Below are 19,030 nucleotides of genomic sequence, written 5' to 3'. Positions count from 1 at the left end.
GGTGAACGAAGATGAAGTTTTTGCCATGGCCGCTCTGGCATCGGGCATAGAGGGAGATGGCGCACAAGGCAGGGGCGTGCTTCGGCCCTGTTTCGGTGCCGAAGCAAGGTGAAAATGGGGCTGCGTTGCAGCCCTTCGCGGGCGCGCCCGCTCCCACAGGTACCTGGAGGACTTTGCTGGTACCTGTGGGAGATTGCCCAGCCCTTTTGGGCTGCGCAGTCGCGCAGAGAACAAATTTCGCTCGTTTGAAGCGTCCTTTGTAGGAGCAGCCTTGTGCTGCGAAGAGGCCGGTACAGACAATAGACAGGCTTTGTCAGTACCGGCCTCTTCGCAGCACAAGGCTGCTCCTACAGTACCTCGCCGAACCAATGAGTCATGTGCCGTTCTATGAGAGCAAGGTGCAAAGCGGCCCCAACTATCAAAACTCAGTAATCGAAGCGGTCCACCGCACGCCGGCGTTCGTTGTCGTCACGCCGGTCATAGATGGCGGTGGTCTGGATATTGGCGTGATGCGCCAGCTTCTGCGCAATGGACAGGTCGTGCTCTTCGATCACCCGGGTGATGAACGCGCGACGGAAGTCGTGCGGCATGATCTTCACGCCCACCTGCGCACCACGCTGGCGGGCGATGTAGTAAATGGCATGCTTGGTGATGCGCGCTCGGGTTATATGGCTGCCACGGCGGATGCGGTTGAACAGGAATGGGTCGTCTTCGGCCCCTGCGGGCAAGTCCTGGCGGCGCAGGTCCAGCCACGCCTGCAACTTCTCGAACGCCCATGGCGGGGCGTACTTGATCAACTGGCGGTTGCCCTTGCCCAGCACCTGCAGGCTGCGCGCCTCGAAGTCGACCTGGTCCAGGTCGATGTCCACCGATTCCGACTTGCGCATGCCAGTGCCGTACAGCAAGGCGATGATCGCCGCGTCACGCACACCCTGCGGCCGTGGGTCGGCCGCGCACACATCCATCAGCTCGCGAATCAGGCTGCGGCGCAGGTTGCGCCCCGGCGGCAGGCGGCTGCCGGTGGCCGGCTTGACTTCGCGAATGCGCAGCAACTGCTCGTGATCGATCAGGCCCTGGCGCCAGGCTTCGTTCATCACACCGCGAATGGCGTTGACGTACAGCGACGAGCTGTTGGGGGCGTAACCGTCCGCACGCAGCGCCGCCACCAGGGCGATCACATGGCCGGGCTCGAGCCGATGCCAGGGCACATCGACGATATTGCAGTCGACAAAACCCAGCCGATCGGCGGCGTCCTGAAGGATGTAGCGCATGGTTTGCTGGCTGGATGGGGCCAGGCGGGCCATGTACTGCAGCAGCGGATTTTTCGAGAGATCGGACAAAACGTGAATCCTGTAGCGAAGCGTTGGCCAGCGGCGAACCGGCCAGACCCTGAAGCAAGTCAATACGACATACAAGCAGGTCCAAATAACAGCGGAATACACATGTCATTCGGACCCGGAGAAGTGCCATCACCTTGATATACAAGGGGTTCGGAGCTGGCACGGATCGTGATCTTACCCCAATTGAGCCCACTGAACGAACGAAGGTCAGCCCATGCTTGTGCAGCCGATCGATTCACGCCCACGCCAGGCCGTCTGGGGCCTGGGTTTCCGCCCATTCTTCCTGGGTGGCAGTTTGTTTGCGCTGCTCGCCTTGCTGTTGTGGGGCGGCGTACTGGCCGGTGCGCTGGAGCCCACGCCCCCCGGCGGCATGCTCGCCTGGCACCGCCACGAAATGCTCTATGGCTTTGCTGCTGCCATCATCGCGGGTTTCCTGCTGACCGCCGTGCAGAACTGGAGCGGCATCCCAGGCTTGAACGGGCGCGCGCTACAGGGTTTGTTCCTGCTTTGGCTGCTGGGCCGGGTGAGCTGGTTCCTGCCACTACCGGACAGCTTGCTGGTAGTGATCGAGGGCAGCTTCCTGCCGCTGGTGGCACTAGCCCTGGCACGGCCGATCGTGCAACGGCGCTTGCGTAACAACTACCCGATCGTCGGCCTGGTGCTGTTGATCGCCGCCTGCCAGTGGCTGACCCTGGTCGGCTGGCTGCGCCAGGACGAACTGTGGCAGCGCCGCGGGCTGTTTGCCGGGTTGTGGTTGGTGGCCACGATGATGACCGTGCTTGGCGGGCGGGTGATCCCGTTCTTCACCCGGCGCGGCCTGGGCAACATGGCACCGGCCCCTGCCCGCCCCTGGCTGGACCGGGCCTGCCTGCTGCTGAGCGTGGCGGTACCGCTGGCCTTTGCCGCGGGTTTGGCCGACACGCCGCGTATCGGCCTGGCCGTGCTGTTCGGCGCCTTGTTCGCTCTGCATACGGCCCGCCTGGCCTTGTGGCATGACCACGGCCTGTGGCGTGTGCCCCTGCTGTGGTCGCTGCATCTGGCCTATGCCTGGATTGCCATTGCCTGCCTGGGCATGGCGCTGTGGCATGCCGGGGTGGCGCTGAGCCCGAGCCTGGTGACTCACGCCCTGACCGTGGGAGCCATGAGCGGCCTGATCCTGGCGATGATGGCACGGGTCAGCCTGGGCCACACCGGCAGGCCGCTGCAGGTGCCGACCAGCATTGCCTGGGCCTTTGCCTTGATCCAACTGGCGACGCTGGCGCGGGTGGTGCTGCCGCTGTTAACGCCGCTGGGGGTGAGCCTTTCAGTAATGTGCTGGAGCCTGGCGCTGCTGCTGTTCCTGCGCCACTACCTGCCCATCCTGCTGCGGCCACGGGCTGACGGTATGCCGGGCTAGCCTTGATGCCTAGATTGGGGCCGCTTTGCGGCCCATCGCCGGCAAGCCAACTCCCACACCGACCGCGCCGACCTCAAGGCCTGCGCTGTACCTGTGGGAGCTGGCTTGCCGACGATGGGCTGCGAAGCAGCCCCAAGGTTTCAGCACAGATGCACAAATTGCCGGGGCCGCGTTAACCTCCCGGCGCCGGCCACCACCCCGGGAACATCTGCTGCACCCGGGGTTCGGCGAAGCGCTCGTCGATCAAGACCAGAACGCCACGGTCCTGGTCGCCCCGGATGACCCGGCCTGCCGCCTGGATAACCTTGCGCACGCCCGGGTAGAGATAGGCGTAATCGAACCCCGCACCAAACTGCCGCCCCAGGCGCTGCTTGAACTGCTCGTTGACCGGGTTGACCTGGGGTAGCCCGAGGGTGGCGACAAACGCGCCGATCAGCCGGGTACCCGGCAAATCCACCCCTTCCCCGAATGCACCGCCCAGCACCGCAAAGCCCACCCCGCGGCCATCCGCCACAAAACGGTCGAGAAAGCCCTGCCGGGCCGCCTCGTCCATGCCTGGTTCCTGGGCCCACATGGGTATCTGGGCATGCCGCTCGGCCAGCAGCCCGGCCACCTGTTGCAGGTACTCGAAACTGCTGAAGAACGCCAGGTAGTTGCCCGGCATGCGCTCGTACTGCCGGGCAATCAGCTCGACGATCGGCGCCAGCGAAGCCTGGCGTTGCTGGTAGCGGGTGGATACCTGGCTGGCGATGCGCACTTCCAGCTGTTCGGCGCGAAACGGCGCGGCCACTTCCAGCCAGGCGGTATCGGCCGGCATACCCAGCAGGTCGCTGTAGAAATGCCGTGGGCTCAGGGTTGCGGAGAACAGCGTCACGCAGCGCGCCGCCTGCATGCGTGGGCCCAACAGGCGCGCCGGGGTGACATTGCGCAGGCACAGGGTGGCCAGCCGCCGCTTGCGTGGCCCCTGGCGCTGGCTGATGTCGAACAGGAAGTGCTCGTCGAACAGCTCGGCAACCCGGCTGAACTGCAACGCCTGGTAGAAGAACTGCAGCACCTGCGGGTCCATTTGCGCGGGTGCCTGGTTCATCTGTTCCTGGATCAGCCCGATGCATTGCTGCAGGGCGCGCAGCAAAGCGTCCGGCAGCGACTCGCTGGCCTGGTACGGCGCGCGCTGCTCCTTGTAGAGGGCGTTCCACTGCCGATTCAGCCGGTCCAGCGCACTGACCAGCCCGGGCGGTTTGCTCTGGCGCAGGGCCTGCAACTGCCCCTGGTCGAGGCTGGCGCTGTACATGCCGCGGCCGCGCTCGACCAGGTTGTGCGCCTCGTCCACCAGCACCGCGACCCGCCACTGGTTGGCCTGGGTCAGGCCAAACAACAAGGCATGGGCATCGAAGTAGTAGTTGTAATCCGCTACCAGCACGTCTACCCAGCGCGCCATCTCCTGGCCCAGGTAATACGGGCACACCTGGTGCGCCAAGGCCACTTCGCGCAGCTGGGCGCGGTCAAGCATGGGCAACGCTGCCGCCGCAGCGCGCGCGGCCGGCAGGCGGTCGTAGAAGCCTGCGGCCAAGGGGCAGGATTCGCCATGGCAGGCCTTGTCGGGGTGCTCGCAGGCTTTGTCGCGGGCGATCAGCTCCAGCGTGCGCAAGGCCGGCTGCGGCGTGGCATCGGTGATCTGGCGCATGGCATCCAGGGCCAGGGCCCGGCCCGGGGTCTTGGCCGTGAGAAAGAACAGCTTGTCCAGTTGCTGCGGCACCATGGCCTTGAGCAGGGGGAACAAGGTACCGAGGGTCTTGCCAATTCCGGTACTGGCCTGGGCCATCAGGCAACGGCCGGTACTCACGGCCTTGTACAGGGTTTCCGCCAGTTGTCGCTGGCCCTGGCGGAACGCCGGATAGGGGAAGCCCAGCGCTTGCAGGCCCTGGTTACGCTCGGCCAGGCGCTGCTCCTGCCCTTGTGCCCAAGCCAGAAAGCGTTGGCACTGGGTTTCGAAGAAGGCCTGCAGTTCGGCTGCCGTGCAGTGTTCACTGATCAGCGTCTGGCCATCGCTGTCCACGTCCAGGTACACCAGCGCCACCTCGATGTCCGGCAGTTGCCGAGCCTGGCACATCAACCAGCCATAGACCTTGGCCTGCGCCCAGTGCAGCTGGCGATGGTTGGCCGGCTGGCGCGCCAGGTCGCCACGGTGGGTCTTGATCTCTTCCAGGCGTTTGCAGGTGGGGTCGTAACCGTCGGCGCGGCCACGCACTTTCAGGGTTTCGAACTGACCTTCGAGGGTAATTTCCGACTCATAGCCCGCAGCGCGTCGCGCCACCACCCGACGGTGCCCCTCGATCCCCTCCTGAGCGGTGGGTGATGGGGTGAAGCGCAGGTCCAGGTCGCCGACCTTGGCGCTGAACTCGCACAAAGCCCGTACCGCCACGCTATAGCTCAAGGCGTTTCGCTCCAGCGTACATGGCACACCGCGACAGGCAAACCGTGCGCCCGGCAGAACTCCAGCCAGCGCAACTGGTTGTCCTGCAGGCGGTCGCCAGGGCCCTTGACCTCGACCATGCGGTAGCGGCCTTGCTCGGGCCAGAACTGGATCAGGTCGGGCATGCCGGCGCGGTTGTTGCGGATGTCCTGCAGCAGGCGCAGGAAGCACTGTTTCAAATGGGCCGCCGGCAGGCAGGCCAAGGCTTGCTCAAGTAATTCTTCACTGAGCACGGACCAGAACACGAACGGAGACTGCAGCCCTTGCTTGGCGGCGTAGCAATCCAGAATCGCCCGGTGATGGCTGCCATCGTCGAGCCGCCCCAGGCAACGTTCGAACAGAGCACTGCGGCGTTGCTGGAAGTCGCCGTCGTGCAGGTCCTGCGGGGCGGCCTGGAACGGGTTGAAGAACGCGCCAGGCACCGGGGCGAAGATCGCCTCCCAGCACAGCAGGCCGAACAGGCTGTTGAACAGCGTGTTCTCCAAGTAATGCACCGGCCCGTCGGCTTCGGCCAGGTGCTGGCGTACCGCCTCTTCCACGCCCAGCGCTGCCCGTTCCCGGGGCAGCTCGAGCTCGATCAGCTCCAGGGGCGCGACACGCTGGCGCCGCTGTGGCGGGCCACCGAGCTTGCGTGCCAGGCGTGGCAACATGCGCTCCAGCGCCTGCACTTCCAGGTCGTTGGCCGGTGCCGCGGCCAGTTGCAGCGCCAGTGCATGGGCCTGGGGCCACTGCTCGCTGCGCTCCAGCACCCGCACCTGGCGGATGCGCGCCTGGGCATGGCTGCACTGCGTGTACACAGCCATGGCCTGCGCCCAGTCGCCCAGACGCTCGCATTGCTGGCCCAAGGCGAATTGCAGGCGCGCATGGCGCCGGGCCAGCCATGGGTTGTCGCTGTGCAGGCCCTGCATGGCTGCCAGGATCGCCTGCGGGTCGTCGCCTTGCTCAAGGCGCTCGGCGCAACGGTGCAAGGCCATGGCCAGGTCGACTTCGGCACGTTGTTGCAGGGCACGCGAATCGGGGCTGAACGGTACCTGCTCGTAGCGCAACAAGCCAAGGTCGGCGAGGACGAAGTCCGACCAGTCCTGGTACAGGTTGCCGAAGAACAGCAGGCGCATGCGGTCGCACAAGGGTTGCAGGCACCAATGGAGGATGCGCATGCCGCTGTCCGGGAACCACTCGGCCAGTGAACGGGCTTGCAGGCCCAGAGGTTGCAGCTGTGCAAGCAGGTCATGCTTGGCGGCGCGAGGGCGGCTCAGCTGTGGGGCAAAACAACGGGCAAATTCGTCCTTGCGCAACAGGGCGAACAGTTGCTCCAGTTCCAGTTGCGCGGGCTCCCGTACCCAGCCGAGGGCCAGCAACGGCTGCAGGGCCTGCCCGGTATCGCCAATTTCGGCATAGTCGAGGCGGTCGCTGCGAAACAGCTCGCCCTTGCGCATGACCATGCGCACCATCAGGGCCTGCGCCGGGGCGTCCAGTTGGCTGAAGGTGTGGATGAAAGCGAGTTCCTGATCGTCGAGCAGGTCTTCGTAGCGCTGTTGTACCCACAGCAGCACCTGGCGGAAATTGTGCAGGTAGTAGAACGGGTCGTCGACGGAATGGGCGATCACGGGCTGGGGTCAGGCGGCTGGAATGGATACTGGTTATACATACAGACCAGTAAGCCTGGCAAGTGCCGTGGGTCAGTTCGGTGGCGCTGTCTGTGGAGCGGCCTTGTTTCGCGTTGGGCTGCGCAGCAGCCCCGGCGAACTGGCCCGCACTGCGGCGGTGTCGGCCTGTGCGAATACGTGCAGAACATTGCCCTGTTCGACTACATCGCGGTGTCGGCCTCATCGCAGCAAAAGGCTGCTCCTACAAAGGATGCGTCAGGCGAGCGATATCTGTTATTTGCGCACAGCACAGCCCGACATCCCCCGACGGCTCAAGGTGTAACCCCGGCGGGCCGGCCACAGCGCAGTTCCAGCACCTGGGCCAGGCGCTCTACCGCCTGTTGCAGCTCACCCGGGTGATCACCCAGCCACGCCATCGCCAGGCACTGCTGGTAGCGCCCCTGCAGGCTGAACTGCTCGCCCGGCATTGCATGCAGCGCTGAACCCGCCAACGACGCGGCAATATCCGCCCATGGCAGCGGCTGGCGAAAGCGCACCCACAGGGTCCGACCGCCCTCCGGCGTTTCCAATGCCACCCGCTGGCCGAACTGCAGCTGCAGCTCACGCGCCAGGCATTGCATACGCTTTTGCAGGTCCGTGCGTAGCCGCACCAGTTGCGTCTCGATCTCGCCTTTGCCCAACATGTGCGCCAGCGCTTGCAGGCGAAGCGGTGCAAGCCGAAACGCACGCTCCGCAAAAGCCTTGGCCAGCCCGGCATCATGGCCCAGCAAGTAGGCATAGGGCGCCTCGCTCCCCACTGCAGCATCGAACGCCCCCATCACCAATAGCCAGCGGGGGTCGACCCAATCGCGCAGGCGCATATTCGGCGGCCCGCTGTAACAGTGCTCACTGTCCAGGTCGTTTTCCAGCACCCATACAGAGTGCTGCCCAAGCATCTGGCCAAGCTGCTGCTGATAGTGCGGTGATACCAGCCGCCCCTGCGGCATGCCAAGGCACGACGGCATCACGAGCATGCACACCGGCTCGCTATCCAGTAGCCAGGCCAGGGCGCGCAGGTCCGGGTTGCCGCAGGTATCCAGTGGTACCTCCAACACTCGCATGCCGGCGCGGGCCAACGCGCGCAGTACCTGCCAGCAACAGGGCGAGTGCACCACCACGGTTCCTCCTTGCACGGCCAACGCCGCCAGCAAGGTCTCCAGCAACGCCTGCACATCCGGAGCCAACTGAACGTCCTCGGCACGCCAGTACCGGTTGGAGGAACGGGTATAGCGTTCTGCGACGGCATTGCGCAGGCGGGCGCTGCCGGGCGCGTCCCAAGGGGCACCATTGTGCGTGCGCTGACGTGCCAGGCGCCGTTCGTGGCTGAGCAGGGTTCGCTCCAGCATCGGCTGTGCCGGCAGGGGTGCCTGCAGAGGCATGGCCGCGGCAGCATCCTTGGCAGCGCCCTGTACGTAATAGCCCGACCTGGGCAGGCATTGCACGCGGCCCTCTTCTTCCAGCAGGCTGTAGGCACTCTGTACGGTGGCCAATGACACCCGCAACCGCCGGGCCAACTCGCGCAACGACGGCAAACGGCAGGGGCCACTACGTGGAGCCTGGTCGATCAGGGCTTCCAGGTAGCGATAGACCTTGCGATAGGCGAACTCTCCGGCGCCCGATTGCTCCATCAAGGCGGCCCCGCATGACCACGCCGCCGCCCCGCTGACCGCCGTGGCAGCAATCTCAGCTGTACATCGCGACGGGCCAGATGGCTCATCAGGCGCCAGGAGGCCAGCGGCAGGCCCCCGCCATAGATCAACCTGAGTTGCCCCAGCGGCAGGCCGCTGGTGTTCACCAGCCAGTTTTTCACCGCTTCAGGGCAGGGTTTACCCTGCAATGCCCTATGCAGGTATGGCAGCGCCACCAGCATGTCGGCATGCCAGCACTGCAGAAAACGCTCCAGGTTCTTCCCCTGCCTGGCAAACGGGCTGAACAACAGGCACACCTGTTGGATCTGGTTGATGCCGTATGCCCTGCCGAACTGCAGTTGATGCACATCGCGCCGCTTGTTGGCGCCCGGCTGGCCAGCCAGCCGCAATGCCGGGCGACTTGCCTGCGGTTCGAGACTGCGCGCGTGCAGTTCCTGCAACTGCGCCGGGGCCAACGGCTCGACGAACGCGGCCAATGGCCGGGCGTCCAGGCCCCCCTCGAAGCGGCAACCGAGCATGAGGTCAAGCTGCTGTTCTTCGAGCAACGGCGGCAACAGGTCGTCAATGGCAATCAACCGCACCGGCGTGTTCTGCGGCGCCGCCCCCACGGCCGGTTCCGCCAGGGCGCTCGATGGGCCCCCGATGCCGCCATGCAGGCGACTGAGCCCCTGTGCCAGCGTTGCCAGGCACTGGTGCACCGCATACGAACCCCGCTCCCCTGCCAGGCGCAAGCTGCGCCGTGCCCAGGCAAGGTACCGGCGGCGCTGGCACGCCGGGATGGCGGTGATCAATACATCCGCAGGGGTATGGGCCTGCAGCGCAAAGCCCACCGCGGCCGCCAACTCCAGGTGCAGGCGACTCCCTAGCAGCGCTTCGGGGCTGGCGTCGACCAGGTGACCGAACATCAGCATGGCGTCCCTCGCCAACAGCCAGCTCTCGGGCGCGGCAGGGGCATGCCGGCTGAACGGCACTACTTCACGCCCCTTGATCATCTGCAGTTGCACCCGCGGGTCATCCTGCAAGAACAGCGCATTGAAGCCGCGCTCATGGCATTCGAGCGTGGCACTGTCAGCCACGGGCAGGCTCACTACCAGCACCCGCAGCTGGAAGGTTACCGGCGCACGCAGGGCGATACTCAGTTGTGCGGCACGCAGCATCGCCAGCAGCCGGGCGCTGCGGTGATCGTTGCCTTGCAGCACCAGCAAGCGGTAGGTGCCGATGTATTCTGGCCCGCCTGCAGCAACCAGCAGCCGTTGTATCAACAACTGCAAGGAAGCACGCTGCGCCTGTGACATATGACTGAGCAAGCGCTCGAGTACTTGCTGGTAGATATAGTGCATTGCCTGGTCGTGAATAGCAGTCACGAAATCACCTCATCAACTTCATGCAGCCAGCGCAGGTTGATCAGAGAACCTGAACATCAACATGCCCTGAACTTTTCCAGAAGAAATTTCCTACAACTAATTGGAAGTAATGACGTAACCAGTCACTGTCGCCAAGACATCGAGAAAAACGCATCGTAGCGACGCCCCGCCGCTGCCATAGACCGCCCTGGCCTGGGCATAGCCATGCTCATTCCACGCTCCTTGCGCAAACTATCATTGAGCCATTATCGAGGGATGCAAGGCGAATAGAAGATACAGATCAGGGTAAAAAAACCATTCAGAAGAAGTGAGAAAACACATTGACCGCGAGGGAATAACAATTCAAGGCAAAAAGCTTGGCGGAATATTTCGACGAACCTCTGAGTGATCGTTTAAATATAATCCGCGTCTCCTTTTATTGTAGGAAAATTCTTTTTTAAACATCAATCATTCTGTACCGGGCACAAAAAACCCGGGACTCTGCCCGGGCTTCCTGATGACGCAGACCGCTGTCAGTGTTGCGCCATGTCCAGCACCACGCGCCCGCCGCATGGGCATTGGTCCATGTAGCGATGCGCCTCGACCACCTGCTCGAACGGGTAAACCTTGATGATCTGCGGTGTCAGCAACTGGTCGGCAGTGAACTGGTTGATATCGCGCAAGGCGCGCTGCAGCGCCACCTGGTCCTGGCTGATACCCAGCTCCGGCTTGCCGGTGAAGTTGCCGATGCAGTGCACATAGAACTGGATGTTCTTCTGGAACGCCGCGCAAGCCGGGAATGGCGTCTGATTGCCGCCTTGCAGGCCATACAGCACCAGGCTGCCGCGCGGTGCCAGCACATCGCCGAGCAGCGACATCTGCGGCCCACCCATGCCATCCAGGACCATGTCCACACCACGGCCATCGGTGTACTTGCCAACCTGCAGCAGCAGGTCCTGCTCTTCGGTGACAATAACCTTGTCGGCGCCCAGGCCCAGCAGGTACTCACGCTGTTCCGGCTCCTTGGTGGCGGCGAACACCTTCAGCCCCAGGGCCTTGCCCAGTTGCACGAAGGCAGGGCCCGCGCAGTGGCTGGCATCGGTGACCAGCGCCGTCTGCCCGGCTTTCGCCCGGGCCAGGTCGACGTAGGCGAAATAGGCGATCAGCAGCGGCGTGTAGTGCACGCTGGCCTCGATCGGGGTAAGCACATCCGGATAACGGGTAATGGCCGAACGCGGCAGCACGATGACATCGCCATACACCGGGTGGTCGTTGGCACTGGTGGCCGGGAAGCTGGCAACCCGGTCACCCACCGCAATATCCTCGACCCCTTCACCGACCGCGGTCACCACCCCGGCCATCTCGTGGCCGATCCCCGCCGGCAGGCGCGCCTGGGACGGTGCCAGGTTCTGGCGCCAGAGCACGTCATACCAGCTGACGCCAACCGCCTCGACGCGGATTTGCACCTCGTCGGCAGCAGGTGACGGTTCGGCCTGCTCCTCGCAACGGAGCACATCGGCAGCGCCGAACTTGTGGAAACGGATCATGCGGGACATCGCATACCTCGCCTTTGTGAACCTCTAATTACCACGGACTTTATCCGGGCTTTGCCGGTTAGACCATCAGTGGTCATTAATAGTCGACATGCCTGTCATCGATTGGGCACCTGACTTTCCCTGCGATTGGTCCCCCTAAACCCGTGCAGGGTACCAGCCTTTGGCCTTAAGATTCACCTCTGCCCCACTTCAGGCGAAGCTCACCGATGAATCGAAACGACCTGCGTCGCGTAGACCTCAACCTGCTGATCGTGTTCGAAACGCTGATGCACGAACGCAGCGTGACCCGTGCCGCGGAAAAACTGTTCCTCGGTCAGCCCGCCATCAGCGCGGCGCTGTCGCGCCTGCGCAACCTGTTCGACGACCCGCTGTTCGTGCGTACCGGCCGCAGCATGGAGCCCTCGGCCCGGGCCCACGAGATCTTCGCCCTGCTGTCCCCGGCGCTGGACTCGATTTCCACCGCCGTCAGCCGCGCCGCCGAATTCGACCCGGCCACCAGCAATGCGGTGTTCCGCATCGGCCTGTCGGACGACGCCGAATTCGCCCTGCTGCCGCAGCTGCTCAAGCGCATACGCGCCGAAGCGCCGGGTATCGTGCTGGTGGTGCGCCGGGTCAATTACCTGCTGATGCCGACGCTGCTGGCTTCGGGCGAGATCTCGGTGGGGGTCAGCTACACCAGCGAGCTGCCAGCCAACGCCAAGCGCAAGGTGCTGCGCCGCAGCATGCCGAAACTGCTGCGCGCCGACAGCGTGCCCGGCGCCATCACCCTGGACGACTTCTGCGCGCGGCCGCATGCGCTGGTGTCGTTTGCCGGGGACCTGTCGGGGTTCATCGACGAGGCGCTGGAAGAGATTGGCCGCAAGCGCCATGTGGTGCTGGCGGTGCCGCAGTTCAACGGGCTGGGGAGCTTGCTGGCGGGCACCGATATTGTCGCTACGGTGCCGGACTACACGGCGGATGCGTTGACCGCGGCGGGTGGGTTGCGGGCCGAGGATCTGCCGCTGGATGTGCGCAGTTTCGAACTGCACATGGCCTGGCGCGGGGCGCAGGACAATGACCCGGCAGAGCGGTGGTTGCGGTCGCGGATTCAGATGTTCTTCGGCGACCCTGACAGCCTATAGGGGCTTCGCGCATGCTTAATAACTAATCATTTCTGCCTCTTCCTAGCCTCGAAGAGCCATTTTCCTCCAGCTAATTGCTAAATTTGGGGCATATTTGAGGGCATGCTTTGGATGGTTTGAAAAGGATGCCCCCAACCTGATGTCTACACCCCCTGCCGCTCCCAAACTGAAATCGATGGCCATTTGCTCGCTTAAGATTGTCGACTTGAACCTCTTTCCTTACACACCTGAGATAATGAAAACCCAATTCAGGAAGCGGCACAGATCATCAAGAACTGACGTTGTTGTGAGAGTTGGAGCGCTGCTGTGTAGGTAGGGCCGCGCAGCAACCATGCCTAGTACTCTTTATCAAGAATTTACGCCGGCGAAAAATAAACCGACAGCAACTTGGCACGCGAATCAATACGCTTTAGTCACTTCTTCGGAGTATCGAGAGCGTTACATGTTCCTGTACGTCAATACCTTCATTCGCCCCACCCAGTCCGCTTCGTTCGCAAAATCCTGCAAGACCAAGCCCCTCGCCCTGTTGCCCGTCCAGACTGGTCTTGCCACATTACTGATGATCGGGCCAGCACTGGCGGATCCACTTCCTACCCCTGCCATCGCCAGCACCCTGCCATCCACCCCCAACCCCTTCGCCGTGGACACGACACTGCTGGGCAAGGTCTACGTCAGCGGTCAACTGACCGGGCTCGGCCTGTGGCAGAACCATATTATCGATGCTCCCGGTAACGATAACGACACCTTCCGCGCCGACCTCAGCAATGCCCAAGTCGAGATCCAGACCATCGACAGGCCGCTGCAGTTCTATATCCAGGCCGGTGGCTACTCGTTGCCGTCCCTGGGCAGCACCTACATGAAGTCGACCAAGGCCGCCGAAGAGCTTTACGGCAACCTGCCAGTGGCTTACCTGAAGGCGCCGTTGGGCGAACACTTCGCGATCCTGGCCGGCTCGCTGCCGACCCTGGTTGGTGCTGAGTCCACTTTCACTTTTCAAAACATCAACATCCAGCGTGGCCAGCTGTGGAACCAGGAGCCCTCCATCAGCCGCGGCGTGCAACTGAACTATGCGAGGGACAAACTCAGCGCCAGCCTGTCGGTCAACGATGGCTTCTATTCCGGCAAGTACAACTGGGTCAGCACCAGCCTCGCCTACGCTTTCGATGCCGACAACACCCTGGCGTTCATCGGGGCGGGTAACTTCTCCAGCAACGCGAAGTCGAACATCGCCACGCCCACAGTGCAGAACAACAGCCAGCTCTACAACCTGATCTACACCCACACCGACGGTGACTTCACCCTCAGCCCCTACCTGCAATACACCCGTATTGACCAAGACCGCGACATCGGCATCCATGCAGCCGCCGAAAGCTATGGCGCCGCGCTCCTGGCCAAGTACAGTTTCGATGAACACTGGGCCTTGGGCGTGCGTGCCGAATTCATCGACAGCCAGGGCGGCAGTTGCGGCACCGACCAGAATTGCGCCTCGACCAACCTGCTCTACGGCCCAGGCTCCGGCGCCTGGGCGTTGACCGCCACGCCGACCTACCGTGACGGCCCGTTCTTCGTACGGGGCGAGGTGGCCTACGTCAAGGCACTGGGCGCCGACGATGGTTCGGTGCCAGCGGTGATGAGCGTGACCAGGTTCGGGTACTCGCCGAAACCGGCCTGATGCTCTGCCCCTAAAGCCCTGTGGTCGCACAGGGCTCGACCCACGGGCGTCAAGGAATAAATGTCCAATCCGACGAGGCTTTCATGAATAACCCCCTTGAGCAGTTGCAAGAGCAACTGAGGCAACACGGCATCACCGAAGTCGAGTGCGCGCTCTGCGATTTTTGTGGCATCGCCCGAGGCAAGATCGCCGCCACCGCTCGCTTTCTCGAAGAAGGTGGCATGCGCCTGCCGGAAAGCGTCCTGCTGCAAACGGTGACCGGTGAATACGTCGATGACCATGTGTTCGATACCCTGCTCGACGAGGCAGGTGCCGACATGTACTGCCGCCCCGATCCGCAGGCCTGCTTTGTTCTACCCTGGCTGGCCGAGCCTACCGCCATGGTCATCCACGACCCGTTCGACAAGGCCGGCAACCCGATCGAACTGTCGCCGCGCCATGTACTCAAGCAGGTGCTCGGCCTGTATGCCGATGAGGGCTGGCAACCGGTGGTAGCCCCAGAGCTGGAGTTCTACCTGACCCGGCGCAGCTTTGATCCGGATGTGCCACTGGAGGCACCCGACGGCCGCTCCGGCCGCCCGGAACGGGGTCGGCAAAGTTTCTCCATCGACGCCACCCACGAATTCGCACCGTTGTTCGAAGACCTCTACCACTGGTGCGATGCCCAGGGGCTGGACCTCGATACCCTGAGCCATGAAAGCGGTCCCGCCCAAATGGAAGTGAACTTCCGCCACGGCGACGCTTTGCGCCTGGCCGACCAGCTCATCCTGTTCAAGCGCACCCTTCACGAAGCGGCGCTCAAGCACGGCATCAGTGCGACCTTCATGGCCAAACCGATCGCCTACCAACCCGGTAGCGCGATGCACATCCACCAGAGTGTGCAAGCCTTGCATACCAGCGACAACCTGTTCGCCCGCGATGACGGCGGCATGAGCGAGCAGTTCCTGCATTACATCGGCGGCTTGCAGCGCTACATCCCGCAGCTGCTGCCGCTGCTCGCGCCCAACGTGAACGCGTTCCGCCGTTTCCTGCCGGACAACTGCGCGCCGGTGAACGTCGCCTGGGGCCACGACAACCGCACCGTCGGCCTGCGTGTACCCTGCGCATCGCCCGCCGCGATGCGCGTGGAGAACCGCCTGCCCGGCGCCGATGCCAATCCCTACCTGGCGCTGGCCGCCACCTTGCTGTGCGGTTATCTGGGCATGCGCGAACGGATCGAGCCAAGCGCCCCGTTATCGGGACGTGCCTACGCTCACTGCGGCCTGAGCCTACCAAACACGCTTGACGAGGCGCTGGCTCGAATGGACGCCTGCGACAAGCTCAAGACCTACCTGGGTGACAGGTTCGTGCAAGGGTATGTCGCGGTCAAGCGCACCGAACACCGCCACTACCGGCAAGTCATCAGCACGTGGGAACGCGAGTATCTGCAATTGAGTGTGTAACACCGCTCCAAAAAACCGCACGAATGGACTTGATGCGATCTTTATCCAGAAAGCCCCAATCCTTCTGACATCTTGCGCTGCGTGCCACTAGCCTTCCTTCACTACTGGAGGAAACGCCATGGACCTGATCTTCATGGCCCGGACCTGATCGTGCTCGACCGGTTCATTCCTTAGGCCAACGTCACATCTCGACCTGAGTGCCCAGTTCGATCACCCGGTTCAGCGGCAACTTGAAGTACTTGAGGTTGCTGTTGGCATTCTTGAGCAGGAAGGCGAACAGGTGCTCGCGCCACTTGGCCATGCCGATCCGTTTGGTGGGCACCACGGTTTCCCGGCTGAGGAAGTAGGTGGTGCGCATAGGGCTAAAGTCCAGCTCAGCAGTGCTGCTCTGGCTTAGGGCAAGCGGCACGTCGGGCTCTTCCATGAAACCGAAGTGCAGGCTGACTCTGAAGAAGCCTGCGCCAAAAGCTTCCACTTCGAAGCGTTTGTCAGCGCTGACACGCGGCGAATCTTCCGAGACCACCGTCAGCAGTACCACCTGTTCGTGCAGCACCTGATTGTGCAGCAGGTTGTGCAGCAGGGCATGGGGTACGGCGTCGGTACGGGCGGAGAGGAACACCGCAGTACCCTGTACACGGTGGGGCGGCTGCGCCTGTACGCTGCCGATGAATAACGGCAGCGGCAACGCGGTTTCGTCCAGCCGTTCGACGACAATGCTGCGCCCGCGCTTCCAGGTGGTCATGAGCACGAACAATGCCAGGCCGGCGATCACCGGGAATGCGCCACCTTGGAAGATCTTGGGCGCGTTGGCGGCAAAATACAGGCCGTCCACCAGCAGGAAGCCCAACAACAGCGGAACGGCCAGCCAGCGCGGTGTCTTCCACAACAGCAACACCACTGCCGACGCCAGGAGCGTGGTGATCAGCATGGTTCCGGTCACTGCCACGCCATAGGCTGCTGCCAGAGCACTGGACGATTCGAAGCCGATCACCAGAAGCACAACGCCTACCATCAGCGCCCAGTTGACCATGCCGATGTAGATCTGCCCCTGCTCTTCGCTGGAGGTGTGCTGGATGAACATGCGCGGCACATAGCCAAGCTGGATGGCCTGGCGAGTCAACGAGAACGCACCGGAAATCACCGCCTGCGAGGCAATGATAGTGGCCAGGGTGGCCAGCGCTACCATCGGCAGCAGTGCCCACCCGGGAGCCAGCAGGTAGAACGGGTTTCGCACCGCGGCTGGGTCGTTGAGGATCAGTGCGCCTTGCCCAAAATAGTTGAGTACAAGGCCCGGTAGCACCAGCATGAACCAGGCGCGAGAAATCGGTTTGCGACCGAAATGCCCCATGTCGGCGTATAGCGCCTCGGCCCCGGTCAAGGCCAGTACCACCGCGCCCAGAATGGCGATGCCCACGCCGGGATGAGCGACGAAGAAGTGCACGGCCCAAGTCGGGCTCAGCGCCTGTAGCACATCGGGCCGCTGGGCAATGCCATAGACGCCCAGCGCGCCGAGCACCACAAACCACAGCACCATCACCGGCCCGAACAGGATACCGATGCGTGCTGTTCCGTGCTTCTGGATAATGAACAACCCTAACAGGACTACGACCGAAATCGGCACGACCCAGTGGTCAATCCCGTCGATCCCCAGTTGCAGGCCCTCGACCGCCGACAGCACGGAAATTGCCGGGGTGATCATGCTGTCACCGTAGAACAGCGCCGCGCCGAACAGGCCCAACAGCACCAGCACCCTGCTCAGCACTGGATAAGGCCGCGCCGCCCGCCTGGCCAACGCAGTCAAGGCCATGATCCCGCCTTCGCCCTGGTTGCTGGCGCGCAGGATGAAAAGCACGTATTTGACCGACACCACCCAGATCAACGACCAGAACACCAGCGAGAGAATGCCCAGCACCCCTTCGATGTTGGCCTGCACGCCGAAGTGGCCATTGAACACTTCCTTGAGGGTATACAACGGGCTGGTGCCGATGTCGCCATAGACCACGCCAACAGCTGCGACCAACAGGCCAACGCCCGTGCTCTTGCCTGCGTGGGATTGATTTTCAGCGGTTGCGGTCTGACTCACAGATAACGTCTCGTCTGTTTTGCGTAAAGTCTGAGTGTAGGCGGGAATTCGGGGGCTTGAAAAAGCTGCACCAGTATTGGCCCTGGCCGTGATCCAGCGCATAAAGAATGGGTAAGAAATGCTCGTCGGTCGTCTCACCGACCACGCAAAAGAACGGCCGCCCTCACCCGCTGCCTGCCAAAGCAGTTCATGCGTGCAAATTCGCCATGACTGACCGGCAGGTGCTGGCAATCCAGGCTGCGACGGTGGCGGCTGTGGTCCACGTCCGGGTCGTGCAGGTAGACGAACTCCTCATCGCAGCCGGTTACCAGTACCCAGTGCGGCGCCTTCAGACGGGTGAAGCGATAACAACTGATCAGCACCAGTGGTCTGAAACCCGCTTGCAACACCGAACGGATATCGAAGCCAGGCGCCACCACCTGTTGCACGTCAGTCTCCCCCAGAGCCTCGACGAACTCGTCCTCTACCAGCCTCATGACGTCTTTTTTCTGCGGGCTGCGCACACCGTCGAGAAAAAGAGACCCCGGCTGGCTAAGCACCACGCGCACCTCGAACCCACGGCGCCAGGCCGCCAGAGCCAGGCCCTGCGGGCTACAGCCGCCATGGCCGGCGGTCATGAAGATGGTGGTGGCCTCACGCCAGAGCTGAATCTCCTCGGCGCGCAACAGCGGCCGCCCACGCTCGATCGCAGCCATGGCCATCAGTAGACAGGCCGCACCGCAGGTGAACTCTGTCGTTTGCGCGTAATAGGGCACTTGCCGAGCAGGTGCAGGTGCGTTGCAGAGGATGCGCTTTTCATAACGCAACGCCTGGCCATGGTCTTCGTAGTAGTCTTCGACCACGGCGAAGCGATAATAGCCATTGCTTTCGTACAGGCTGATCGCCGTCGGGTTGTCGGCGCGCACCTCAAGCCTCAACCAAGCGCAATTGCGCTCCAGCGCTGCCGCCTCGGCCTGCTCCAGCAAACGCTGCCCTAGGCCATGGCCACGCCAGCCGGGGCTCACAGCAATCGAGTAAAGGCGCGCGAGTGACGTACCGCGATGAAACAACAGCAGCGCATAGCCGGCCATTTGCCCCTGCTGCTCGGCAACGATCAGGCAGGCATTGGCACGGCGCACCATCCAGCTGAAATTGCGCGGGCTCAGGCGATCAAGGGTGAAGCAGTCCTGCTCCAGGGCCGCCAGCGCCTCGACATCGGCCACCGACGCAAAGCGAAAATCAAAAACCATGGCACCACCGTAATGTTTGAGTAACGAACCGGGACAGGTCGAGAAACCCGTGATTTATTGAAGCGGCGTGTTCTTCAACA

Annotated in this window: 12 protein-coding genes; 4 read left to right on the top strand and 8 right to left on the bottom strand. The window is 63.1% G+C overall.

Annotation, left to right across the window (positions count from 1 at the left end; all coding sequences use genetic code 11):
- Positions 1 to 425: 425 nt before the first annotated feature.
- Positions 426 to 1,340 (bottom strand): tyrosine recombinase XerC, encoded by a 915-nt coding sequence (gene xerC, locus ACK56M_RS12565; RefSeq protein WP_015270152.1) that lies wholly within the window; start codon positions 1,338 to 1,340, stop codon positions 426 to 428.
- Between the two features lie 214 nt (positions 1,341 to 1,554).
- On the opposite strand from xerC, the gene ACK56M_RS12560 reads away from it, so the two are divergent.
- Positions 1,555 to 2,736, top strand: a complete 1,182-nt coding sequence (locus ACK56M_RS12560; RefSeq protein ID WP_054572928.1) for an NnrS family protein — start codon at positions 1,555 to 1,557, stop codon at positions 2,734 to 2,736.
- Between the two features lie 172 nt (positions 2,737 to 2,908).
- Here the strand turns inward: ACK56M_RS12560 and ACK56M_RS12555 are convergent, their stop codons facing one another.
- From ACK56M_RS12555 to ACK56M_RS12535, 5 genes are all read right to left on the bottom strand, one after another.
- Positions 2,909 to 5,170, bottom strand: coding sequence for an ATP-dependent DNA helicase (locus tag ACK56M_RS12555; protein WP_054572927.1), 2,262 nt, complete (start codon positions 5,168 to 5,170; stop codon positions 2,909 to 2,911).
- The gene (locus ACK56M_RS12550; RefSeq protein ID WP_217190534.1) at positions 5,167 to 6,816 is read right to left on the bottom strand and encodes a VRR-NUC domain-containing protein; all 1,650 of its coding nucleotides are present in this window, start codon (positions 6,814 to 6,816) and stop codon (positions 5,167 to 5,169) included. The genes ACK56M_RS12555 and ACK56M_RS12550 overlap by 4 nt, the downstream gene beginning before the upstream one ends.
- Positions 6,817 to 7,127: 311 nt before the next feature.
- Complete coding sequence (locus ACK56M_RS12545; protein WP_100413522.1) at positions 7,128 to 8,483, bottom strand: aminotransferase class I/II-fold pyridoxal phosphate-dependent enzyme; 1,356 nt, start codon at positions 8,481 to 8,483, stop codon at positions 7,128 to 7,130.
- Entirely contained in the window at positions 8,483 to 9,868 is a 1,386-nt protein-coding gene (locus ACK56M_RS12540) for a hypothetical protein (RefSeq protein ID WP_137137437.1), read from the bottom strand. Before ACK56M_RS12540 ends, ACK56M_RS12545 begins: the two co-directional genes overlap by 1 nt.
- 512 nt (positions 9,869 to 10,380) lie before the next feature.
- Complete coding sequence (locus ACK56M_RS12535; RefSeq protein WP_015270146.1) at positions 10,381 to 11,403, bottom strand: zinc-dependent alcohol dehydrogenase family protein; 1,023 nt, start codon at positions 11,401 to 11,403, stop codon at positions 10,381 to 10,383.
- Between the two features lie 206 nt (positions 11,404 to 11,609).
- Here ACK56M_RS12535 and ACK56M_RS12530 point away from each other — a divergent pair, with 206 nt between their 5' ends.
- The 3 genes from ACK56M_RS12530 to ACK56M_RS12520 all read left to right on the top strand — a co-directional run bounded on the left by ACK56M_RS12530 (position 11,610) and on the right by ACK56M_RS12520 (position 15,638).
- On the top strand, positions 11,610 to 12,524 hold the full coding sequence (locus ACK56M_RS12530; RefSeq protein ID WP_013972367.1) for a LysR family transcriptional regulator: 915 nt from the start codon (positions 11,610 to 11,612) through the stop codon (positions 12,522 to 12,524).
- A gap of 442 nt (positions 12,525 to 12,966) precedes the next feature.
- Positions 12,967 to 14,196 carry an outer membrane beta-barrel protein gene (locus ACK56M_RS12525; protein WP_280167952.1) on the top strand — a complete coding sequence of 410 codons (1,230 nt, stop codon included), beginning with the start codon at positions 12,967 to 12,969 and terminating at the stop codon, positions 14,194 to 14,196.
- An 83-nt stretch (positions 14,197 to 14,279) separates the two neighbouring features.
- Entirely contained in the window at positions 14,280 to 15,638 is a 1,359-nt protein-coding gene (locus tag ACK56M_RS12520; protein WP_411959494.1) for a glutamine synthetase family protein, read from the top strand.
- A 181-nt stretch (positions 15,639 to 15,819) separates the two neighbouring features.
- Here the strand turns inward: ACK56M_RS12520 and ACK56M_RS12515 are convergent, their stop codons facing one another.
- Positions 15,820 to 17,721, bottom strand: a complete 1,902-nt coding sequence (locus tag ACK56M_RS12515) for a potassium transporter Kup (RefSeq protein WP_100413524.1) — start codon at positions 17,719 to 17,721, stop codon at positions 15,820 to 15,822.
- Between the two features lie 134 nt (positions 17,722 to 17,855).
- Complete coding sequence (locus tag ACK56M_RS12510) at positions 17,856 to 18,950, bottom strand: GNAT family N-acetyltransferase/peptidase C39 family protein (RefSeq protein WP_217190530.1); 1,095 nt, start codon at positions 18,948 to 18,950, stop codon at positions 17,856 to 17,858.
- Between the last annotated feature and the right edge of the window lie 80 nt (positions 18,951 to 19,030).

It is taken from the genome of Pseudomonas sp. s4 (assembly GCF_046764235.1).
GTDB classification, from domain to species: Bacteria; Pseudomonadota; Gammaproteobacteria; order Pseudomonadales; family Pseudomonadaceae; genus Aquipseudomonas; species Aquipseudomonas asiatica.
This window is presented reverse-complemented; position numbering and strand designations above follow the sequence as displayed.

Bases quoted from the DNA above. Each gene is read 5' to 3' on its own strand.
- ACK56M_RS12525 (WP_280167952.1), top strand. From the start codon at position 12,967: ATGTTCCTGTACGTCAATACCTTCATTCGCCCCACCCAGTCCGCTTCG.
- ACK56M_RS12510 (WP_217190530.1), bottom strand. From the start codon at position 18,950: ATGGTTTTTGATTTTCGCTTTGCGTCGGTGGCCGATGTCGAGGCGCTG.
- ACK56M_RS12545 (WP_100413522.1), bottom strand. From the start codon at position 8,483: ATGGAGCAATCGGGCGCCGGAGAGTTCGCCTATCGCAAGGTCTATCGC.
- ACK56M_RS12520 (WP_411959494.1), top strand. From the start codon at position 14,280: ATGAATAACCCCCTTGAGCAGTTGCAAGAGCAACTGAGGCAACACGGC.
- ACK56M_RS12530 (WP_013972367.1), top strand. From the start codon at position 11,610: ATGAATCGAAACGACCTGCGTCGCGTAGACCTCAACCTGCTGATCGTG.
- ACK56M_RS12535 (WP_015270146.1), bottom strand. From the start codon at position 11,403: ATGTCCCGCATGATCCGTTTCCACAAGTTCGGCGCTGCCGATGTGCTC.
- ACK56M_RS12560 (WP_054572928.1), top strand. From the start codon at position 1,555: ATGCTTGTGCAGCCGATCGATTCACGCCCACGCCAGGCCGTCTGGGGC.